General features: G+C 37.7%; 21 protein-coding genes, 1 other RNA gene and 1 riboswitch. Of the genes, 7 read left to right on the top strand and 15 right to left on the bottom strand.

What is annotated here, in order from left to right:
• Positions 1–104: 104 nt before the first annotated feature.
• The 8 genes from ACFX4E_RS06655 to ACFX4E_RS06690 form a co-directional block, all read right to left on the bottom strand.
• On the bottom strand, positions 105–731 hold the full coding sequence (locus tag ACFX4E_RS06655) for a PspA/IM30 family protein (RefSeq protein ID WP_098248336.1): 627 nt from the start codon (positions 729–731) through the stop codon (positions 105–107).
• 36 nt (positions 732–767) lie between these two features.
• Positions 768–1,112 (bottom strand): lmo0954 family membrane protein, encoded by a 345-nt coding sequence (locus ACFX4E_RS06660; RefSeq protein ID WP_014460940.1) that lies wholly within the window; start codon positions 1,110–1,112, stop codon positions 768–770.
• A gap of 247 nt (positions 1,113–1,359) precedes the next feature.
• Positions 1,360–1,748: RNase P RNA component class B (gene rnpB, locus ACFX4E_RS06665), an RNA gene on the bottom strand.
• 63 nt (positions 1,749–1,811) lie between these two features.
• Positions 1,812–2,144 (bottom strand): cell division regulator GpsB, encoded by a 333-nt coding sequence (gpsB, locus tag ACFX4E_RS06670; protein ID WP_013056140.1) that lies wholly within the window; start codon positions 2,142–2,144, stop codon positions 1,812–1,814.
• Positions 2,145–2,248: 104 nt separating this feature from the next.
• Positions 2,249–2,800, bottom strand: coding sequence for an SLOG family protein (locus tag ACFX4E_RS06675; RefSeq protein ID WP_028407989.1), 552 nt, complete (start codon positions 2,798–2,800; stop codon positions 2,249–2,251).
• Positions 2,801–2,863: 63 nt separating this feature from the next.
• Positions 2,864–3,367: a spore coat protein gene (locus ACFX4E_RS06680; RefSeq protein WP_098248337.1), complete on the bottom strand. Its 504-nt coding sequence runs from the start codon at positions 3,365–3,367 to the stop codon at positions 2,864–2,866.
• Between the two features lie 346 nt (positions 3,368–3,713).
• On the bottom strand, positions 3,714–4,964 hold the full coding sequence (locus ACFX4E_RS06685) for a ribonuclease H-like domain-containing protein (protein WP_377237720.1): 1,251 nt from the start codon (positions 4,962–4,964) through the stop codon (positions 3,714–3,716).
• A 4-nt stretch (positions 4,965–4,968) separates the two neighbouring features.
• Complete coding sequence (locus ACFX4E_RS06690; RefSeq protein ID WP_028407986.1) at positions 4,969–7,239, bottom strand: DEAD/DEAH box helicase; 2,271 nt, start codon at positions 7,237–7,239, stop codon at positions 4,969–4,971.
• Between the two features lie 121 nt (positions 7,240–7,360).
• On the opposite strand from ACFX4E_RS06690, the gene ACFX4E_RS06695 reads away from it, so the two are divergent.
• The 3 genes from ACFX4E_RS06695 (at position 7,361) to ACFX4E_RS06705 (ending at position 9,745) form a co-directional block, all read left to right on the top strand.
• Complete coding sequence (locus ACFX4E_RS06695; RefSeq protein WP_013056134.1) at positions 7,361–7,612, top strand: hypothetical protein; 252 nt, start codon at positions 7,361–7,363, stop codon at positions 7,610–7,612.
• A 149-nt stretch (positions 7,613–7,761) separates the two neighbouring features.
• Complete coding sequence (locus ACFX4E_RS06700) at positions 7,762–9,273, top strand: sensor domain-containing diguanylate cyclase (protein WP_028407985.1); 1,512 nt, start codon at positions 7,762–7,764, stop codon at positions 9,271–9,273.
• Between the two features lie 160 nt (positions 9,274–9,433).
• Entirely contained in the window at positions 9,434–9,745 is a 312-nt protein-coding gene (locus tag ACFX4E_RS06705) for a DUF6509 family protein (RefSeq protein ID WP_028407984.1), read from the top strand.
• A 215-nt stretch (positions 9,746–9,960) separates the two neighbouring features.
• On the opposite strand, the gene ACFX4E_RS06710 is transcribed toward ACFX4E_RS06705, so the two are convergent.
• The 3 genes from ACFX4E_RS06710 to ACFX4E_RS06720 form a co-directional block, all read right to left on the bottom strand.
• Positions 9,961–10,137, bottom strand: coding sequence for a hypothetical protein (locus ACFX4E_RS06710; protein ID WP_165918628.1), 177 nt, complete (start codon positions 10,135–10,137; stop codon positions 9,961–9,963).
• Positions 10,138–10,241: 104 nt separating this feature from the next.
• A complete protein-coding gene (locus ACFX4E_RS06715) occupies positions 10,242–10,445 on the bottom strand; it encodes a cold-shock protein (RefSeq protein ID WP_013056130.1) in 204 nt (67 codons plus the stop codon).
• Between the two features lie 287 nt (positions 10,446–10,732).
• A complete protein-coding gene (locus tag ACFX4E_RS06720; protein WP_377257860.1) occupies positions 10,733–10,900 on the bottom strand; it encodes a hypothetical protein in 168 nt (55 codons plus the stop codon).
• Positions 10,901–11,011: 111 nt separating this feature from the next.
• Between ACFX4E_RS06720 and ACFX4E_RS06725 the strand changes: the two genes are divergently transcribed.
• The 4 genes from ACFX4E_RS06725 (at position 11,012) to ACFX4E_RS06740 (ending at position 14,545) form a co-directional block, all read left to right on the top strand.
• Positions 11,012–11,557 carry a YhcN/YlaJ family sporulation lipoprotein gene (locus ACFX4E_RS06725; protein WP_016763474.1) on the top strand — a complete coding sequence of 182 codons (546 nt, stop codon included), beginning with the start codon at positions 11,012–11,014 and terminating at the stop codon, positions 11,555–11,557.
• A 292-nt stretch (positions 11,558–11,849) separates the two neighbouring features.
• Positions 11,850–13,328: a sodium/proline symporter PutP gene (gene putP / locus ACFX4E_RS06730; RefSeq protein ID WP_028407983.1), complete on the top strand. Its 1,479-nt coding sequence runs from the start codon at positions 11,850–11,852 to the stop codon at positions 13,326–13,328.
• 228 nt (positions 13,329–13,556) lie between these two features.
• Positions 13,557–14,216 carry an SIMPL domain-containing protein gene (locus ACFX4E_RS06735; RefSeq protein WP_028407982.1) on the top strand — a complete coding sequence of 220 codons (660 nt, stop codon included), beginning with the start codon at positions 13,557–13,559 and terminating at the stop codon, positions 14,214–14,216.
• Positions 14,217–14,278: 62 nt separating this feature from the next.
• Complete coding sequence (locus tag ACFX4E_RS06740) at positions 14,279–14,545, top strand: hypothetical protein (protein ID WP_098433652.1); 267 nt, start codon at positions 14,279–14,281, stop codon at positions 14,543–14,545.
• Between the two features lie 37 nt (positions 14,546–14,582).
• On the opposite strand, the gene ACFX4E_RS06745 is transcribed toward ACFX4E_RS06740, so the two are convergent.
• The 4 genes from ACFX4E_RS06745 to ACFX4E_RS06760 all read right to left on the bottom strand — a co-directional run bounded on the left by ACFX4E_RS06745 (position 14,583) and on the right by ACFX4E_RS06760 (position 19,038).
• Positions 14,583–15,764, bottom strand: a complete 1,182-nt coding sequence (locus ACFX4E_RS06745) for a trans-sulfuration enzyme family protein (protein WP_028407980.1) — start codon at positions 15,762–15,764, stop codon at positions 14,583–14,585.
• The gene (locus ACFX4E_RS06750) at positions 15,748–16,893 is read right to left on the bottom strand and encodes a trans-sulfuration enzyme family protein (RefSeq protein WP_377237714.1); all 1,146 of its coding nucleotides are present in this window, start codon (positions 16,891–16,893) and stop codon (positions 15,748–15,750) included. Before ACFX4E_RS06750 ends, ACFX4E_RS06745 begins: the two co-directional genes overlap by 17 nt.
• Positions 16,894–16,964: 71 nt before the next feature.
• Positions 16,965–17,082: riboswitch (SAM riboswitch) on the bottom strand.
• Positions 17,083–17,250: 168 nt separating this feature from the next.
• Positions 17,251–17,913, bottom strand: coding sequence for a hypothetical protein (locus ACFX4E_RS06755; RefSeq protein WP_028407978.1), 663 nt, complete (start codon positions 17,911–17,913; stop codon positions 17,251–17,253).
• 69 nt (positions 17,914–17,982) lie between these two features.
• The gene (locus ACFX4E_RS06760) at positions 17,983–19,038 is read right to left on the bottom strand and encodes a spore coat protein (protein WP_483879868.1); all 1,056 of its coding nucleotides are present in this window, start codon (positions 19,036–19,038) and stop codon (positions 17,983–17,985) included.
• Between the last annotated feature and the right edge of the window lie 2 nt (positions 19,039–19,040).

Here is a 19,040-nt window from a genome sequence, read left to right on the forward strand (position 1 = left end):
TAGCGTTCTTTGGATGCTGCAGGTATCTATTCTCTCACCTTAAAAAGACGCAGAAACCTACGCCTTTTTTAGAATACCATGTTTTATGCAGAAACACTGATTTTTTACGATGATTTTACTCTTTTTTCTAATTCAGCAATCTTGCTGTCTACCGTTTGTCTATAGTAATTTGTATTAATTTGATTTTCAAGCTGGTCAATATAGGTTTCCATTTCGTCAAACTGGCTGTAGGACGTATAAGATGCTTCTGTTTTCATTACTGAATTCATACGATGATGCGCACGAGCAATATTTTCGCGTCCCATTAGTTCCATGCGGCGAATATGCATATCTTTTACCTTATGCTTCATTTCTTCATACTTTTGTTCAAGCTCTTCTAACTGCTTGGATGTATCTTCATAAGATTCTTTTACACGCTTTGCTCTCTCTTCGTAGTGAGCATGTTCTTTTAAAATAAATTCATGTAATTCCGTTTCTTCAGCTGCTTGTGCTACTTGTGCTTGCTCATGACGTTTTTTCATCATGTCAAGGGCCAGATGGTATTCGCGATTAAACTGTTCTTTTAACGTGTGCTGTCGCTCAACAAGCTGCCTTACCTTTTCGGTCTCCTGCTCGCATTGACGCAAATAGTGGTTTAGTGCAGCAATTGGATTTTTTTGTTCTTTGTGATCAAGTAATTGATGAAGGTCTGCAGAAATCGTTTCTTTCATTCGAGTAAATAAGTTTCTCATTTTGTTCATCTCCTTAGATAATAAAGTAAACTTTCATTATTTTTGATTTAAATCAGCCCACTGACGTTCAAAATGCTTAAACGGATCTTCTTTTTCCGTTTTTATAGGGCTGCTGCTGTTCCATTTTTTATATACAATGTAAAGTACGACTGCTGCGATGATACCAGCAAGGGCCGGGAGATTTGAAACAGTTGTTAAGAGTACGACAACACCTATAAACCCCCAGAGCCATTTTTTAAAGGGGGTCTCTGCTTTAACAAACCCTTTAAATGCTACGTACAAAATAACTAAGCCAAGTGCAAGTCCTACCATCGGACCGGCATTTGCAAGAAGAACGATAGCAGCTACCGCTCCAATCAAAAACAAACCAACTTTTTTCATTTTGTCTCCTCCTTTCGCTTATCTATATACTTAGTTTAAGGATTATGACGTTTTTTCAAAACGAGCTAAAGCTTTATTTTCTCCTAAGACCTGAGGCTGACAACAAGCTCAGTCTGGTTGTACAAAAAAATGACAGCTTATGATAAGCTGTCATTTTGACATAAAAAAAGCTCTTCCGTTATACGAAGAGCTGGGTTGGATTAAAATATAGTGTGTAACAACAAGTGTCGATTGCTTTTCAATAACGTTCTGTAAGCCATGTTTTGTACCATTGTACTGCAAGCGGCTAGCTACCTCGTACTCCGGTGGCAATTATCTATCTACAAAATGTAACCATTTTGTCCTTCCTTCCGTTCAGTTCCTTCCAGAAAGTTCCCCTACCATTATTTGGGTTTCTCGCTCGAGGGGTTTACCTCGTTCCACTCTTATCATTTCTGATAAGACTTCGTCACTGTGGCACTTTCAGAGTAGTCAAGCCATATCTTAAAAAGACTTAGGCTTTTTCCCCGCCGTTAGCTTTTAACAGCTACCCTAGCTTATGACTTCGCTAGGCACGAACACTACAGACATCGCAGTCTGTGCGAGCATGGACTTTCCTCTACATCCTCATATGTGATGCAGCAATTACCCGAACGTTATTGATAACGACTTTCCTTAGTATAATAAAAATAGGAGTTGAATGCAACTCCTATTTTTAGGTTATTCGTATAATTTACTTCCAAACACATGTTTTTCTAAGTTCGACAAACGTTTTAAAATATCAAAGTTTGTCGTACCCGCTTGCTGCTGCTGTTGAGCCGGCGGCGGGGTAAACGAAGGTTGTTGCGGCTTTTTAGATAATTCTTCTACTTGCTTTTTTAAGCGTAAATTTTCAGTTTGTAATGCTTCAATTTCTTCATGAAATGCTTCATAATCTTTAATAACAGAATCTAGATACTTATCTACTTCTTCTTGATTATAGCCTCTCATGCCTGTTTTAAATTCTTTTTCTAAAATTTCTTTGGCCGTTAAACGGATTTTATCAGCTAACATCTCTATCACCTCGAATACGATAAACCTTATCTTTATTATAATTCATTTTTTCAAAAATAGCTTCAAATGTCAATTTATCTTTTAAAATGTTTCGCCAAGTGGCGTTAAAAAGACGAAAATTTTTCTTCATCCACGATATCCTGTAAGTCATGAGACGTCACCATTATAATAGGGTATTCTTCTCGTTCAGCACGTTTTTTAGCCGTTTCTAACATATATTTGGGACTTCCTTCGTGCTCTTCATCGTAAACTAAACAAATACCTTCACTTTTTTCTACTAAAAATTGATTTTTCAACCGAAACTGTGCTGGACTTTCATATTTCTTTTTTGTAATGCTATCTACATAATCTGCTTGACTTAAGACGAATTCATACAATTCTTTATTCACGTCATTCCATTTTTCTTCTTGCTCCAAAAACGGTGTTAAAACAGCTAACTGAAGCTCGGGATAATCGAGCTGAAGATCAAATACCACTTCTGCTGCCCAAATTTCTACTCCTAGCTGGCCACTAATCAATACCCATTCTAATCCATCTTCTGCTAATTCCTGTAATTTTTTATAGAGTGCTTTTTTTATATATGTAATACCTTGATGTTTTTCATTAAAAATGCCAAGTTCGAATGGCTTATAACCGGTAACTGTTAGCACCTTCATTATATAACTCCTTTATAACAAAATAGAATAGGAACTGATGAAATCAGCTCCTATTAGCGTACATTATCTAAAATACCCTGAATTTGGTCCTTGATGCGCGCCTTTTGTATGACAGCTTCCTTGGCCGCAACCTTTGTGTCCCGGATAACTAGCACCTGCTACTTGACCTGGGTAGCCTGCTCCTGCCACTTGACCTGGATAGCCTCCCATTTGACCTGGATAACCAGCACCTGCTACTTGACCTGGATAGCCTCCCATTTGACCTGGATAACCAGCACCTGCTACTTGACCTGGGTAGCCTGCTCCTGCCACTTGACCTGGATAGCCTGCTCCTCCTACTTGAGTTGGATATTGCTGCGCGCCGCCAAAAAACTGTTGATTTGAAGTTTCATTTACAACAGATTGCGTTTGCGGGAAGTAATGTACGTGCTTCACATTTGTATGATTCACCAATGTATTATGACTTGGATGAATGTGAGGTACTACTACCTCCTGAGAAGTAAACTGCGTGCAGCATTTTGTTGGATGCACAATTGGTGGCATACATTTTGTTGGTCTTGGATACATATCTTTTTTCCCCTTTCACTGTTTAGTTATTACACTATTACAATATGTGAAGGGCAATGTACATGTACTAAGACAAACACCTATTTTTGACCTACATAAAGGAGTTATACGAATTTTTCAAACTGCTTAAGACAATTACTGTTAAACAAATTAATGCGAAAAATGATACTAAAATCACATTTTTCATGGGGCCTCTCTCCATCTCACCAAAGTTCTGTTTTTAAGCTGTAAGAATAAGTCTTACATTGACTAATTTTATCAATGACTGAAAAATAGAACAATATAAAACATCCACAAAAACAAAAGAATAATAATTCTGAATTTTTTAAAATAAATCAGCTGAAGTCTATGCTTTAGCTGATTTATTTTTTAGTCTAAGAAGTCTTTTTTCAAGTGCTTCCTTCGACGTTTTTTTATTCATTCCTCTGAGTTGATTCCACTTCTCCGAGGCTAGCTCAGTATATAGAAGTGCTTGATGAACATCTTTGAGACGATGCTCATAAATTTTAGCTAGCTCAACCAATGCTTCTATAGCGACGTCACCTTCACATGTTTGAACCAAGGGTTCAAACATGTCCACTGCCTCTTTCCAACTCTTCTCTTTTTTATAATGATAAGCCATCGCTAGCTGAGCTTTTTCATGCTCTTCTTTTTCTTTTTCTGCTACGCCCTGATAAAGAGAGAAGGCGTGCTTGTTCTCCCCTAACTGCTCATACCACCTTGCTACTTCGTATGTTTCTTTCTCTGTAAACTCCTCACTAGTAAGGAGATGCTTTGATAAATGAATGTATAAGGTAATAAGCGATAAAATATCATGTTCATTATGTTTCATAATATCGAATAAGCCTCTTGGATTTTTCGTTTCAATAAAATCAAAATAGATCATGGGAGCTAAAAAACCTGGAATATCATCAACTCGTTCAATTCCAAGTATTTCTTTTTCGACATTCGCAAGCTTCACCGAACTCATTTTGTGTTTCCACAGCCTTCTTGACGCATGCAGCAAATCAAAGTGACCGAACTTAGGCAGCTTGGGCAAATGATCTCTCAATAGCGTATGGCGAGTCTTCACGTGAGGCCAATCGAAAGATTTCCCATTATAAGTCACAAGCGTCGTATAGTCTACTTCTTTTAAAAAACTTTCGTAAAATGCTACTTCTCCACTTGGCTCCGTTAATATATGCTGACGAAAAACGACGGAATCTTTTAGCACCCTTGCATATCCTAGCAAAAAGATAGTCGTTCCCGTACCTGTACTAAGCCCCGTCGTTTCCGTATCAAAGAAAAATAAATCTGAATATGTGTGGCCTTTTGATGAAAGCGGATGGGCAACTGTAGACCGATTCCATACTTGCACTACTTTTTTTAGCTCATTAAATTCATAATGTCCATGTTTGTAGTCGAGCGGGTACACCACTTCTCTGATCATACAGTAGCTGTCTTCCGCAAAGTAAGGCACAGCATGATTTCCCTTCCATTCCTGCTCATAGGGAATAGATGCGCTCTTAGGCCGCTGCGGGTTACTTTCAACCGGCGGCTTTGCTTCTGTAACGTGAAGATGCTTTTTCATACGGTTTAATTTATTTTTAAAAGACAAGAGTTCACCTACTTTGCAGTTGTTGTAGCAGCACGAGCGCATCGCTTTTTGCGTGTTCTCCCTGTGCTTCCATACCGATACAAGACGGACAGCCGCTTTCGCAAGAACAATTTACAATTAATTGATTGGTTTGATTTAGCACATCATTCATTTGTTCGTATACTTTATCACTTAGTCCAATGCCTCCCGGGTATCGATCATATAAGAAGATAGTCGGCTGTTCGTTGTGCACCGCTTTTATCTGAGGCACTACATGTAAATCAGCCGGATCGCACATCACCATAAGCGGTGCAATTGACTGAATGGCATTTGCCACGGAAATGAGTGCTTGTTCCAATCGTTCTTCAGATTCGTAAAACTGTTCTTTTTCAAAGCTTAGCCACACGGCATTTGTATGAAGCTCTTCTTCCGGAAGTGAAATGGGACCTGACCCTATGTTTTCATGCGTCTCAAACTTTATTTTTTTAAATATCGTAGCCATAGCGCTGACCATTACATCACCGTAACCGATTGAATATGTCCTTTCCACTCGTTCTTTATCAGCTTCTAGAACCTTTAAGTTAACCGCTAAGTTTGCATCGGTGAAATAGTCTACATCGACTTCACGAACATACGCTTTTTTCTCATCCCAGTCCAAGTATTCTACTTGATACTGAATGCCTTGATGCAAGTAAATCGCCTCATCATGAAGAAGCGTCATGGCACTAAAGCGATCCATTTCTCCAATTACTTTCACATTTGCAACGTCCGATTGATCAATGATGACAACATTTTCTTGGGATGCAGAGCGCAGACTGATATTATGAGCTGGAAACGAATCATTCATCCAGTACCATTTGTCTCCGCTAAAATGAATCACTCGCTCTTCTTGCAAAAACTCCAGCACGTCTTCAATTTCTACCCCATCAAATGTTTCTCCCTGCTTAAACGGCAGCTCATAGGACGCGCATTTTAAATGATCGACTAAAATAACAAGATTATCAGGATTAATTCGAGCTGTTTCTGGATTTCTGCTAAAAAAGTAATCGGGATGCTGAATCATATACTGATCAAGCGGACTTGAACTTGCGACCATCACAATGACGGCTTCTCCGTGACGTCTCCCTGCTCGTCCTGCTTGCTGCCAAGCGCTTGCAACCGTGCCTGGATAACCTGTCATCACACACACCTGCAGCTGCCCGATATCCACTCCTAGCTCTAAAGCATTCGTACTGACTACCCCGTAAATACTTCCCTCTCGAAGTCCTCTTTCTATTTCGCGTCGCTGCTTCGGCAAATATCCTCCGCGGTACCCTTGAATAGACTTATTTTGAAGCTGGTTTTTTACGAGCTCCTGCAGATACGTTAAAATAATTTCCACTCGTACTCGACTTCGTGCAAATACAATCGTTTGAATTTTATTTTTCAAAAACTCTCCTGCAATATTTCGCACTTCAAGGGTAGCACTTCTTCTAATGTTTAAAGGTTTATTAACAATAGGCGGGTTATAAAAAATAAAATGCTTGCGGCCGCTAGGCGCTCCGTTGTTATCTACTAACATAACATGAGCTCCCGTTAAATGCTCAGCAAGTTCTTTTGGGTTAGCGATGGTCGCTGATGTACAAATAAAGATAGGATTGCTTCCATAGTAGCGGCAAATTCGCTTTAACCGGCGTATAACGTTAGCTACGTGGCTTCCAAAAACACCGCGGTACGTATGAAGTTCATCGATCACAATGTACTTCAGGTTTTCAAACAGTGATACCCATTTAGTATGATGAGGTAAAATAGCTGAATGAAGCATATCTGGATTCGTAATAACAATATGACCTGCTTTTCTTACCTTTTGACGGATATTTGCCGGAGTATCTCCATCATACGTGTAGCTATTGATTGGTACTTCCATTTCTTCAATGATTTCATTTAATTCACTTTTTTGATCTTGGGCAAGCGCTTTTGTTGGAAACAAATAAAGAGCTCTAGCTTGATCATTCTCCATGATACTCTGAAGTACCGGCAAGTTGTAACACAATGTTTTCCCCGATGCTGTAGGCGTCACAGCCACAACATTCTTCTTAGCTGTCGCCAAATCAAACGCTGTTTTTTGATGCGTATAAAGCGAACCAATTCCTCGGTTCTCAAGTGCTTGCCGCAGTTTCGTATGCAAAGAAGCCGGAAATGGCGAAGTTTTAGCTTCTTTCTCTTCGATTGTATGCCAATGAACAATATTTTTCTGATACGATGGATTCGTTTGCAAGACATCCATTACTTCTTGTAAGTTTTTTCGTATTCTCATTTTCATCACCTGCTTCTATTTTAACGAATGAACGTTCGATAGAAAACCATAAGTTTTTGTATGTTTTTGGTGGATTCGGACATGGTATTAATACAGTAAATTTTTCAAGGAGATGTTAAAAATGGGAAGCCCTTATCTTTGCCCTAGCTGCAAAACAAATCGAACGCGTTTTAATATCATTGAACAAAATGCAAAACCTGTAAAAATGGATCCAAGAAGCGGAGACGTTGTAGAAGAATACACAAACGATACGCTCGATGCCTTTCACGCTGCTTATAACGGACCGCAAAAACGCATTCAGTGCGGAGCTTGCGGATTAGTAGAAGATGAAACCATGTTTGTACGGCATGCTGAATCCAATAAACTTCAATAAAAAAGGTGAGGCTCTTTGTCCTCACCTTTAATCATATAAATCTTTATGCTTTTTCTTAATCAAAAAGCAGACATTTTCATCTGAAAAATTCATGTCTTTTCTTATAGAAACATGCTAAAATACCTAAAAAAGATATGGAGATGATGGTCATGTCATTTCTTCTTTCGCTTTTACCTTTCTCCTTTTTGAAGAAATTTCGTTTTCCTTCTGGAAGAGAAGTTAATGAAGATAAAATGTTCGATAAAACGAATGTAGAGATGCTTCAACAGAGAGTCAAGCTAGTTTCACTTGCTCTTGTAGTTTCCTATCCTATTTATATTTATATAGGGTTTTCTTTACTTCAACATGCGGGGACATCTCAGTTTAGACATACACTAATTGGTATTCATTTCACTAGTTTTGCTCTCTCCTCTCTTTATTTATTTTTCTATTATGTTAGTAAGAGAAAAGAACGGTTTGCTAACTACTTAAGCACCATTGTATATGGCTATATATTTTATTACGTATTTGCTGCAGCACTTTCTACTATTAACAGTCAGCTTTTCACAGGTCGCGTAGACGTGTATATGATGCTTTTGATTTCCACAGCTGTTTTATGTCCTATGAAATTAAAACATCTGTGCATCATTTTTATTCCTAACCATCTTTTTTTACTATACGGCTTATCACGATATGTACCGGATTCTTTTTCCCTTATTTCAAAGCAGATCAATACAACTGCAGCAGTTGCTATCGCTTTGCTTATTTCATACATTCTTTATACATACCGTCACAAAGAATATATGAATCATTTACAGCTAAAAGAAAGCGAACGTAATTTTTTTACGCTGTTCAAAATTAATCCCTATCCTTTGCTATTAACGAGATTATCCGACCACAAAGTGCTGCTCATTAACAATAAAGCTATTCACTTTTACAATCTTGTTTCTCAAGATCTTGATCAAATAGACGGATTTATAATCTATCCTACTGATGAAGATCGAGAGAAGATTTTAAAACGTCTTCAACAAGAGAAATATGTAAAAAACTACATCCTAGAAGCACGTGAACATGGAGATTCAAAGTGGGTTATGATCAATTATGAATTACTAGAGTATCAAAGCGAAAGCTGTATACTCGCAGGTATTACCGATATAACCGATTTAAAAGCGGTTGAGCATGAATTGAGCTTGCACGCTTCAACTGATATGCTAACCGGAATTTTAAATCGAAGAAGCGGAATGGAAAAACTGCAGCTGGAACTGCTGAGAGCTAAAACCAATCATACATCTTTCCTATTATGTTTTATCGATATTAATTCTTTAAAACTAGTAAATGATCAATATGGTCATAGAGAAGGCGACTGGCTTATTAAAACAATAGCAGAATCAATTAGTGGTTATGTTGGCAACGATGATACGCTCTTTCGCTACGGAGGAGATGAGTTTTTATTAATTGCTCCTGAACAAACGGAAGAATACGTACAAGAGCTGTGGCAAAATATTAATGAACAGCTAGAAGATAAAAAGAAAGAATTTAATAAGCCGTATGCACTGTCTGCGAGTTACGGATTTATTATATGTGCGCCTTCAGACGACACCAACCTAGATACATTAATTCAAAAAGCAGATGCTGCCATGTATAAGCAGAAACATACGCGCGTTTCTTCCACATTTAAGTAAATCATCGAAGTTCTTGCGCCATCGCATCGGGTAGGTTCGCTAAATAGAACGATCAAGGAATAAATCCGTGCATGAATTACGCATGCACTTTCTTTCTTTGCAAAGAAAAACTATAATAGATGATGCAAGTATTTTACTGATATATGGAAAGGACGTACATATGTTTACAATTAAAGAATATACAGCTGAACAATTGCAGGATCCATTTGGTCTCCTTCTAGGTGAACGCTATGAATTTCATTTATACATTGAGGTAGAAGAAGATGATGAATTATATACGGGCAACGACCTAGCACTACGCGTAGTATATATTAAAAGCGAAGATAACACTTCTATTGCCCAAACTCATTTCTACGAAGTTTCAACAAATAAAGTATTAGACTTCGACCTTGAAGAAGAGGAAGAAGAAGCTGTAAAAGAATTTTGCGGGAAGCATGTACCTTCAGAGGAAGGTACAAATAACGAGGAATAATTAAAAGAGACTGGAACACACGTATTTTAGTTTAAGGAAAATCCGAACGATGAATCGAGGTTCTTGGTGGAGAATCAAACTCGTTCGGATTTTTTCATTGGGAGAGTGAACGTAGGTTTTATGTATGTAACTGCTTCTAGCTGTTGTGTAACAAACGAGCCCTACCAGCTCATTTGTTCGTCTGTAGATTGAATTGACTTCGTTATGTCCCAGCCTCATTTTTGATTTCGTTTTTCCATTAACTTTTTAACTACTTCTTTTGGCTCCCAGCATGTAAACTGATATGAAGGACGGGTTTCATAGCCTAGTCTTTTGCATCGATACTTCATTCCCTTATCCAATTTAATGCTTTGAAAATGTTCACATGTGGCACAGCAATGAAATGAACTCATGCCTTCCCTTCTCCCCTACTTTAATCTATTTTCTTAATCATACAAATAAAACAAATTTGTACAAAAAAAGCTGCCTATCGGCAGCTTTCATATGTAGCGTTGAATTATAATTTTACAACATTCTCCGCTTGTGGTCCACGTTGGCCTTCAACGATTTCAAATTCAACTTTTTGACCTTCTTCTAATGTTTTGAAGCCTTCAGATTGGATAGCTGAAAAATGAACAAATACGTCATTTTCGCCTGGTACTTCGATAAAACCGAAGCCTTTTTCACTGTTAAACCATTTTACTGTACCTGTAGTAGCCATGTAAAAAAACCTCCAAAAAATGTAAAAATTTTAATATGTTACTCTATATTTACATTTATACCGTAAATAAAAAATTCACATATTATAAAAGAGACCTACGCGAAGTAGATCTCCTTTATAACAAGTGAATTTTCACTAAATCTAATTCGAGTGTATGGTCAAATGTAGTATTCATCACATTTATTAAATTTGGTTGCGTTTACATTATACTATACCTATATGTAGAATGCAAATATTGGGCCATTCTTAACATATGGCTCATCCGTTTTGCAAAATATTTATCTTCCTTACGTCAACATGTTATCAATATGGGCGTTGATAATTTCTTTTCGTTTATTTTGCAGGGTCTCAAATAATAGCTTAGCTTCTTCTGAAGTTAACGCAAACGTTGTTGTTTCTTCATGGTTTTCTTCTTTTGTATGAAGCACAAATATGCTTTGTCGGATTTCACTCATACATATTCCTCCTTTTTCGATAGTATAGGCTTTTTTATATTTTTCATGTATGCTTCACACGTTTTTAACAAATTATAAGAAAGGTTAAAACTTATAAGGAGTGATACTATCATGAAGAAATCGTTTTTGTTTGTTGTAGGCTGCATGACGACCCTTTCTTTATTCGGCTGCAGCACAGCAGATCAAGGTAAAGATGGCGTCATTGATGATGATACAGTCCGCAACGTCACATATGAAAATGGGAACAATAAAACGAAAATGAATGACGTAAACGATACGCAAGACGTACAGCGTAACGAAAAAGAACAGTATAATCAGTCCGGCGGAATGAGAGTAGCCGATGTCGCGGCTGATCGTATCGTAGCGTTAAAAAACGTAAAAGATGCTAATGTCATCGTAACCGATCATACAGCTTATGTGGCCGCTGTATTAGACGACAACAAAGAAGGTAATCTTACAAAAGATATGGAGCATAAAATCGCACACGAAGTAAGAAAAGCAGACGGTAGTGTTCATCGAGTATTTGTTTCAACAAACCCTGACTTTGTAAACCGTATGAACGGATATGTGGACAAGCTTCAAACAGGTAAACCAGTTTCTGGACTGTTTGACGAGTTTTCAGAAGTTGTTCGACGCGTGTTCCCGAATTCACGCTAATATACATGAATGTCAAAAGAGCATTTTATAAAATGCTCTTTTTATTTTACCTATTGCATAAAATATTGCATAAAAAATATACTTATAAGTTTCTGAATATTTTTATTTTATTTTATTTTGAAATCGCTTTCATTTCTTTATTATAGAGGGATAGGGGATTTTCGCCTCATGTATTTTACGGTTTTGTGGGTTGATAGTAAGGGAAAAGTTTGTTAGTTTTAGAAACCATAAGATGTTTGCATGGCGAGTAGTGCTCGTTTCATGCATAAAAAATGCATAAAGGGGAGATTTCGTGGATATTGGTGTTTATATTTCACTGGGCATTTATTTTGTAGGAATGCTTGGAATAGGATGGTATGCCTACACAAAAACAACTCAAGACGTATCGGGTTACATGCTAGGCGGACGCGGACTAGGTCCGGCTGTTACTGCGCTTTCAGCAGGTGCTTCAGATATGAGTGGATGGATGTTAATGGGTCTTCCAGGATCCATGTATGTGACAGGTCTTTCAAGTTTATGGCTTGCAGTAGGTTTATCTATTGGTGCGTATTTAAATTATTTAATCCTCGCTCCGCGTCTTCGCACTTATACGGAAGTAGCGAATGACTCAATTACAATTCCGGACTTTTTTGAAAATCGCTTTGGGGACCATGCCAAGGTTCTTCGAACAGTATCAGCGATTGTTATCTTTATTTTCTTCACTCTTTATACTTCAGCTGGTATGGTATCAGGCGGAAGATTGTTCGAATCGGCGTTTGGTGTGAATTATCAAATTGGCTTATTTGTAACAGCATCTGTTGTTATTGCCTACACCCTTTTCGGTGGATTTTTAGCCGTTAGTTTAACAGATTTTGTTCAAGGTGTTATTATGTTTCTTGCCTTAGTTTTAGTACCTATTGTAGCTTTCACCAATGTTGGAGGCGTTAACACAACAATAGATATTGTGCAGGACATTAATCCAGCATATCTTGACATTTTTAAAGGTACGACCGTTTTAGGTATTATATCTTTCTTAGCCTGGGGACTTGGCTATTTCGGACAGCCTCATATTATCGTTCGCTTTATGGCTATCTCTTCTGTTAAGGAGTTAAAACCCGCACGTCGTATTGGAATGAGCTGGATGATTATTTCTATTATTGGTGCTATGCTGACAGGACTTGTTGGGATTGCATATGTAGAAAAAACAGGTATGAAACTAGCAGATCCTGAAACTATTTTTATTAAATTTGCGGATATACTCTTCAATCCGTTAATTACTGGATTCTTATATGCAGCTTTACTAGCGGCAATTATGAGTACCATTTCTTCTCAGCTGCTTGTAACGGCAAGCTCTGTTACAGAAGACTTTTATAAAACATTTTTCCGACGCAAGGCCTCTGACAAAGAGCTTGTGACGGTTGGAAGAGCTGCGGTTTTAGGTGTTGCAATTATTGGCATTTTGCTTTCTTTAAAACCTAGTGACACGATTTTAGGGCTGGTTGGATACGCTTGGGCTGGATTTGGTTCAGCTTTTGGTCCTGCTATTTTACTAAGTCTTTACTGGAAGCGTATGACTCGATGGGGAGCCCTTGCAGGGATGATTGTAGGTGCTGCTACAGTATTAATTTGGGTAAATACTCCATTGAAGGATGCCCTTTACGAAATGATTCCTGGGTTCTTTTTAAGCTTATTAGCTGTTATTATTGTAAGTTTACTAACAAAGAAACCGTCAAACGATGTTCAAAATCAATTCATTGAAATGAAAGAAATCTTAATTAAAGAATCGAAATAAACAAAAAGAAGCTGAAGAAAAGTATGTTAGTTGAAGGAAGATCCGAACGAATTTGATTCTTGATGAAGAATCAAATTCGTTCGGATTTTTTTATTGGTATGGTGAATGTAGATTTCATGTATGTAGGTGCTTCTAGCGGTTGATTTAGTTATGTCTCAATCTCTTTTTGTTTTTAATCTCCTTTTCTTATCATATATATACTAAAGATCGATAAAGGAGGTTTTTGGTATGCAACATTCTTATTTCCCTTATGAACCTACACAGCAACTGCGCGTAGATACACAAAATAGAGAAATTAAAGTAATTGGTGAAGGAAGTGTTTCAGCAGTTCCAAATGAAATTTCCATGACGATTGGAACCCGCACGGAAAACCGAGACGTTCAAGAAGCCTTAAAAGAAAATTCAGCTGTTTCAAATACTTTGCTGCAAGAAATAAAAAAACTTGGAATCAATGACCAGCAAATTGAAACAGCTTCGTTCACCATAAATCCTAAATATGATTACAGCGATGGAAAATCGACTCTTACAGGATACGAAGTACAGCACTTATTTAGAGTAAGAGTACAAGATGTAAAACAAGCTGGCGATGTCTATAACGCTACTTTTTCAAGCGGAGCCAACGTAGCGCAAGATCTTCAATTCCACGTTACAAATGATGATAAATATGAACAAGAAGCGATAAGCAAAGCTTTGCTTAACGCTAAAGAAAAGGCCTTTACCATTGCCAACACGCTGCAGCTCCCTATTAACCAAATTCCTATTTTAATCGAAGAAGGACCTGTCTATCAGTCATCTGGCTCCTCGCCTAAGTTATTAGCAGCCTCTCCCCCTATTCAAGCTCAGTCCTTGATTGTATCTGCTTCTGTAAAAGTTACGTACACGTATTAATACTTGTGGTAAACTATAGATTATTATAATGAAGAAACTAATCTAAAGGAGCTCTTTGCACAATGACTTCTGAACATTTACTAGCAGCTTATCAAACCCTATGGTTGAACCGTTCGTTCGCTTCTAAACAAGCCATGACAAGTGAAGATCAGCTTCACGAAACCATTATGAAAGATTTAAAAGATGAAATGACTCATCCACGCGTCCGGCAAACACCGTATGTAAAATATCACCTTGGCATAAAAAGAATTCTAAACAGCAGTCTTTCCTCTGATGAAAAAGTTGCGCTTGCGTCCCTATACACAAACCTTTTAGATAGCTGTATATAACGATAAAAAAGGACTTCCTTGATGGAAGTCCTTTTCTTTATTTAATTAACGCTTTTTCTTCTAAGCTTTGAAAAACCGCCTTAAAGTCTTGCTTTAAATCTTCGAATTCCTCTAACCCTACTGAAAGACGAAGAAGTGAATCAGTAATTCCTTTTTCTTCACGCACTTCTTTTGGGATACTTGCATGAGACATTGTTGCAGGATGCGTTAAAATGGATTCAACTGCACCTAGACTAACGCCAATTGAAGCCAATTTTACTCCTTGTAAAATATGTCGTGCTACCTTTTCATCCTGTACTTGGAAAGAAATCATAGCTCCGTATCCATTTGCTTGTTCTGAAATCAGTTTGTGGTCTGGATGACTTTTTAAGCCTGGATAATATACATGGCTTACTAGAGATTGTTCTTCAAGCCACTTTGCAAACTGCAGCGCTGTTTTTAACTGCTGATCTAAACGAACTTTTAATGTCTTAATTCCTCGAAGCAGTAAAAAACAATCCTGCGGTCCCAAGATAGCACCAAAAGCATTTTGTACAAACTTTACTTCTTCTGCTAGCTTTTCATCGCTTACTACAACTAAACCGCCAATGACGTCACTGTGACCGCTGATATATTTTGTAGCACTATGAATCACAATGTTTACACCAAGGTCAATCGGCTGCTGTAGATAAGGTGTTAAAAACGTGTTATCCACAATTGTAAGGAGATTGCGCTCCTTCGCCAAACTTGCTACTGCTTTAATATCCGTTACCTGTAAAAATGGATTTGAAGGGCTTTCGATATAAATAGCCTTCGTATCCTTTGTGATAGCTTCTTCAACTTTCTCAACCTTCGTTGTATCAACAAAAGTTGTTTTGATACCAAACTTTGAAAATAATCGTGTTAATACACGATATGTCCCGCCGTACGTATCATGTGAAACTAAAATTTCATCCCCCGATTCAAAAATAGATAACACCGATGAGATAGCAGCCATACCTGATGAAAAAGCAAAACCAGCGTATCCATTTTCTAGCTGAGCAATGGTGTTTTCTAAAGCCTCACGAGTTGGATTTCCTGAACGAGAATAGTCATAGCGGCCGTTGTTCGTCTCATCTTCTTGGTTAAATGTAGATACCTGATAAATAGGTACGTTAACCGCTCCAAAATGACCGTCAATTCCTGTATTTGCATGAATTAAGTTCGTACCAAATCTATGTTTATTATTGTTGGTATGCATCAAATGCCTCCTTCAAATCTTTAATTAAATCATCTGCGTGCTCAATTCCAACTGATAATCGCAGTAAACAGTTTGTTACTCCGACACGATTTCGAATTTCTTCCGGAATATCAGCATGTGTTTGACGAGCTGGGAATGTCATTAAACTTTCCACGCCTCCTAAGCTTTCTGCAAATGTAATAACTTTGACATTTTCTAAAAGTACTGACACGATGTCAGGGTGTGAGACAGCAAAAGAAATCATGCCTCCAAATCCAGTTGCTTGTTTCTTCATGATTTCATAGCCTGGATGTGTTTCAAGACCAGGGTAATACACTTTTTCCACGAGATCATGAGCAGTAAGCCAATTTGCAATTTTCAGTGCGTTTTCATTATGCTTTTCCATACGAAGCGCTAGCGTTTTAACACCGCGTAATAACAGCCAGCTATCCTGTGGACCTAAGATTGCCCCAGCTGCATTTTGATAAAAACGAATTTTCTCTCCTAAGCTTCTACATCGAGCCACTACAAGACCAGCAACTACATCATTATGACCCCCAATGTATTTGCTTGCACTATGTATCACAATATCTGCTCCAAGCTCTAAAGGACGCTGATAATAAGGGGACATGAAGGTATTGTCAACGATAGTAAGCAAATCATGCTGTTTAGCTAACGAAATTGCTTCTGGCAAATCAGTCACGTGCATCATTGGATTCGTAGGTGTTTCAATAAATAAAGCTTTTGTGTTGGGACGAAGCGCATCTTTTACTTGCTCGAGATGGGCTGTGTTGACGTACGAAACAGTAATTCCTTGCTCTGAAAAAATTTCATTTAGTACTCGGTACGTTCCTCCGTATAAATCCTCTGATACAATTAAATGATCTCCGTTTTTAAATAGTGCTAAAACTGCCATTACACCTGCCATTCCTGAAGCGAATGCTACTCCTACTTCTCCTTTTTCCAAAGCAGCAATTGCTTCTTCCAATGCTGTACGAGTAGGGTTTGCCGTACGTGCATAGTCAAATCCTGTACTTTGCCCTAAAGCAGGATGAGCAAATGTTGATGCTTGGTAAATGGGTGTTGTAATAGAACCTGTTGAAGGATCACGACCTACTCCTGAACGAACTAATAAAGTTTCAATTTTCATCTATTTCTCTCCTTAACTCAAAATAAAAAACACTCTTCACAGATGGAAGAGTGTTCGTTTATACACGATTTCTCTCATCTGTTAGAACAATACTGATGTTCCACAGGAATTAGCACCGTTCAAATGAATGTTTCATTTGATGGTTGCCGGGCATCGCAGGGCCAGTCCCTCCGCCACTCTTGATAAGAGTTCTATATAATTGTTGGTGGTTAACGTTTGTTGTTAATAACTTTAATAAAGATTTTCTTTATTGTCAACATAATTTTCTAAAAAATTTAAATCATCTCATTTGTTTATTCAATATACCTGTCCTGATAAGCACATAAAAAAAAAGAGACGAAAGCGAGGTCTCTTTTTCTAAGGCAAATGTACAGATTTTACGTGAGCTAACTTCCAATACATACTTTCTCCATTTGCCGTAATTAGTTCAACAATATTATTAGAAACTTCTTTAAGTACGCCAATTTTTTCTGATTGATCCCCTAAATCTAATACGACCAGTTGATTTTCATATTTTTTAAGCTGCTCTTCAAAGTTTCTGACAAAAGGTGCAGAGGCGGGCCTTACTGGGAGCTCTTTGTCACTTAAAGAATAAGGGGTTAACTCATTGCTGTAAGGAGTGAGCCATTTCAAATGATGCAGAGAAACAAAGACATTTTTATACACTGGAGAATAAAACACAAGATAATCATTCAGCACGCTTGTGATATAGCCATGCAATGATTTCCCTCCTGTTACATAAATTTCAATAAATTTCCCTTTTGCCTGCTGTAAAATATTACGATAAGAAATCCGCTGACTTTCTTCTATTAAATTCTCTTCTATTTCACGTAAAACCGTATAGTCTTCTTCAGATACTTCCCGCAAACCATGCATGTGTAAAAGAGGAATATACAAATAATCATGTCCATTATACAAAACCATAATATCTAATCCAAGATCAATAAGTCTGCCAACAAATGTCGTTTTACCTGAAATATCTAACTCCACAATTTTATTGATATAATGATTCATACTCATACTCATTCTCCTCCTTTTTCCCATATGATAGAAAAGGTGCTTTATAAGCACCTTTTATGTTCCATTTCATCATGCTTTCCAACGATAATTTTTCGTTTTAATAACTTTCTCAGCCGGTGTTGAAGAGCGTGAACCCGTACGGCGTCTTCCGGAGCGATCACCTGTGCGTCCTCCCGAGCGGCGTCCTCGAGAACGATCGTCTGTGCGTCCACCCGTGCGGCGTCCTGTACGTTCTCCCGTACGGCTTCCTGTACGCTCTTCTGTAGACTTTGCAGCTTCAGTCTCTCCATTTTCTTCTGTTTCTTCATTATTTTGATTGTTATCGTTTTGCTTAAAAGCCCCTTTTGCTCCTACACAAATGGTTTTAACGTGTCTTGGCTGTAAGCGTAATACTTGATTATTCTGCACAAGTGTAAATGTACCATTTCGGCTTTGTACTAACACGCCCTCTACAGCTTCAGGTCCTCCATTATTGATTGATACCCATTTATGAGAAAGGTGGGCAAAAAGATCGTTAAAGCTTTTGGATTTCATATATTCTGGTTCTTGGCTCACTACGAGTTCATTTGCAGATTGACTAGCTTGATCTCCATTGTTGTTTTGATATTCACTCACACTCTTAACGTGTTCAGTATTAATATAGATGACACCGTCGTCCTCTGTGAGTAATACTATATAAGCAGATTCAAATGAACCTAAGACATCAAGAAGCTGACCTGCTTTTTTCTCAGGTCCACCTTGGTTAACCTGCACATATTTAGTTTTCATTAATGATAAAGTTGTAGCAAAAGTTTTTCCTCGATATAATTCTAATTCTGCGCTAATTCCAGTAAACGTTTGTGCCGAATTTGACATAGTATCTTCAGTTATACTTTTTACATGCGCTAAGTGATAATATACAAGTGTATATTCTTGTTGATTATTATTTTGGTTGTTTTGATTGTTTTGGTTGTTATTTTCACCATCATTGTTATTATTGTTATTGTTGCTTTCCACTGCTAAGATTAAATAATCTGATTGCACGTCAACCAAATAACCTGTTTTAGATTCAGGTCCTCCACGATAAACGGTCACCACTCTTCCTTTTAGGGGTTTGAAGTGAGAAGAATAGCCTTTATCAGGCATTT

The organism is Priestia sp. YIM B13491, assembly GCF_042787605.1.
Taxonomy (GTDB): domain Bacteria; phylum Bacillota; class Bacilli; order Bacillales; family Bacillaceae_H; genus Priestia; species Priestia megaterium_E.

Excerpts from the sequence above, each read along its gene's own strand:
- ACFX4E_RS06655 (WP_098248336.1), bottom strand. The coding sequence starts at position 731 with ATGAGAAACTTATTTACTCGAATGAAAGAAACGATTTCTGCAGACCTT.
- ACFX4E_RS06660 (WP_014460940.1), bottom strand. The coding sequence starts at position 1,112 with ATGAAAAAAGTTGGTTTGTTTTTGATTGGAGCGGTAGCTGCTATCGTT.
- gpsB (WP_013056140.1), bottom strand. The coding sequence starts at position 2,144 with ATGTTAGCTGATAAAATCCGTTTAACGGCCAAAGAAATTTTAGAAAAA.
- ACFX4E_RS06675 (WP_028407989.1), bottom strand. The coding sequence starts at position 2,800 with ATGAAGGTGCTAACAGTTACCGGTTATAAGCCATTCGAACTTGGCATT.
- ACFX4E_RS06680 (WP_098248337.1), bottom strand. The coding sequence starts at position 3,367 with ATGTATCCAAGACCAACAAAATGTATGCCACCAATTGTGCATCCAACA.
- ACFX4E_RS06690 (WP_028407986.1), bottom strand. The coding sequence starts at position 7,239 with ATGAGAATACGAAAAAACTTACAAGAAGTAATGGATGTCTTGCAAACG.
- ACFX4E_RS06695 (WP_013056134.1), top strand. The coding sequence starts at position 7,361 with ATGGGAAGCCCTTATCTTTGCCCTAGCTGCAAAACAAATCGAACGCGT.
- ACFX4E_RS06700 (WP_028407985.1), top strand. The coding sequence starts at position 7,762 with ATGTCATTTCTTCTTTCGCTTTTACCTTTCTCCTTTTTGAAGAAATTT.
- ACFX4E_RS06705 (WP_028407984.1), top strand. The coding sequence starts at position 9,434 with ATGTTTACAATTAAAGAATATACAGCTGAACAATTGCAGGATCCATTT.
- ACFX4E_RS06710 (WP_165918628.1), bottom strand. The coding sequence starts at position 10,137 with ATGAGTTCATTTCATTGCTGTGCCACATGTGAACATTTTCAAAGCATT.
- ACFX4E_RS06715 (WP_013056130.1), bottom strand. The coding sequence starts at position 10,445 with ATGGCTACTACAGGTACAGTAAAATGGTTTAACAGTGAAAAAGGCTTC.
- ACFX4E_RS06720 (WP_377257860.1), bottom strand. The coding sequence starts at position 10,900 with ATGAGTGAAATCCGACAAAGCATATTTGTGCTTCATACAAAAGAAGAA.
- ACFX4E_RS06725 (WP_016763474.1), top strand. The coding sequence starts at position 11,012 with ATGAAGAAATCGTTTTTGTTTGTTGTAGGCTGCATGACGACCCTTTCT.
- ACFX4E_RS06735 (WP_028407982.1), top strand. The coding sequence starts at position 13,557 with ATGCAACATTCTTATTTCCCTTATGAACCTACACAGCAACTGCGCGTA.
- ACFX4E_RS06740 (WP_098433652.1), top strand. The coding sequence starts at position 14,279 with ATGACTTCTGAACATTTACTAGCAGCTTATCAAACCCTATGGTTGAAC.
- ACFX4E_RS06745 (WP_028407980.1), bottom strand. The coding sequence starts at position 15,764 with ATGCATACCAACAATAATAAACATAGATTTGGTACGAACTTAATTCAT.
- ACFX4E_RS06750 (WP_377237714.1), bottom strand. The coding sequence starts at position 16,893 with ATGAAAATTGAAACTTTATTAGTTCGTTCAGGAGTAGGTCGTGATCCT.
- ACFX4E_RS06755 (WP_028407978.1), bottom strand. The coding sequence starts at position 17,913 with ATGAGTATGAATCATTATATCAATAAAATTGTGGAGTTAGATATTTCA.
- ACFX4E_RS06760 (WP_483879868.1), bottom strand. The coding sequence starts at position 19,038 with ATGCCTGATAAAGGCTATTCTTCTCACTTCAAACCCCTAAAAGGAAGA.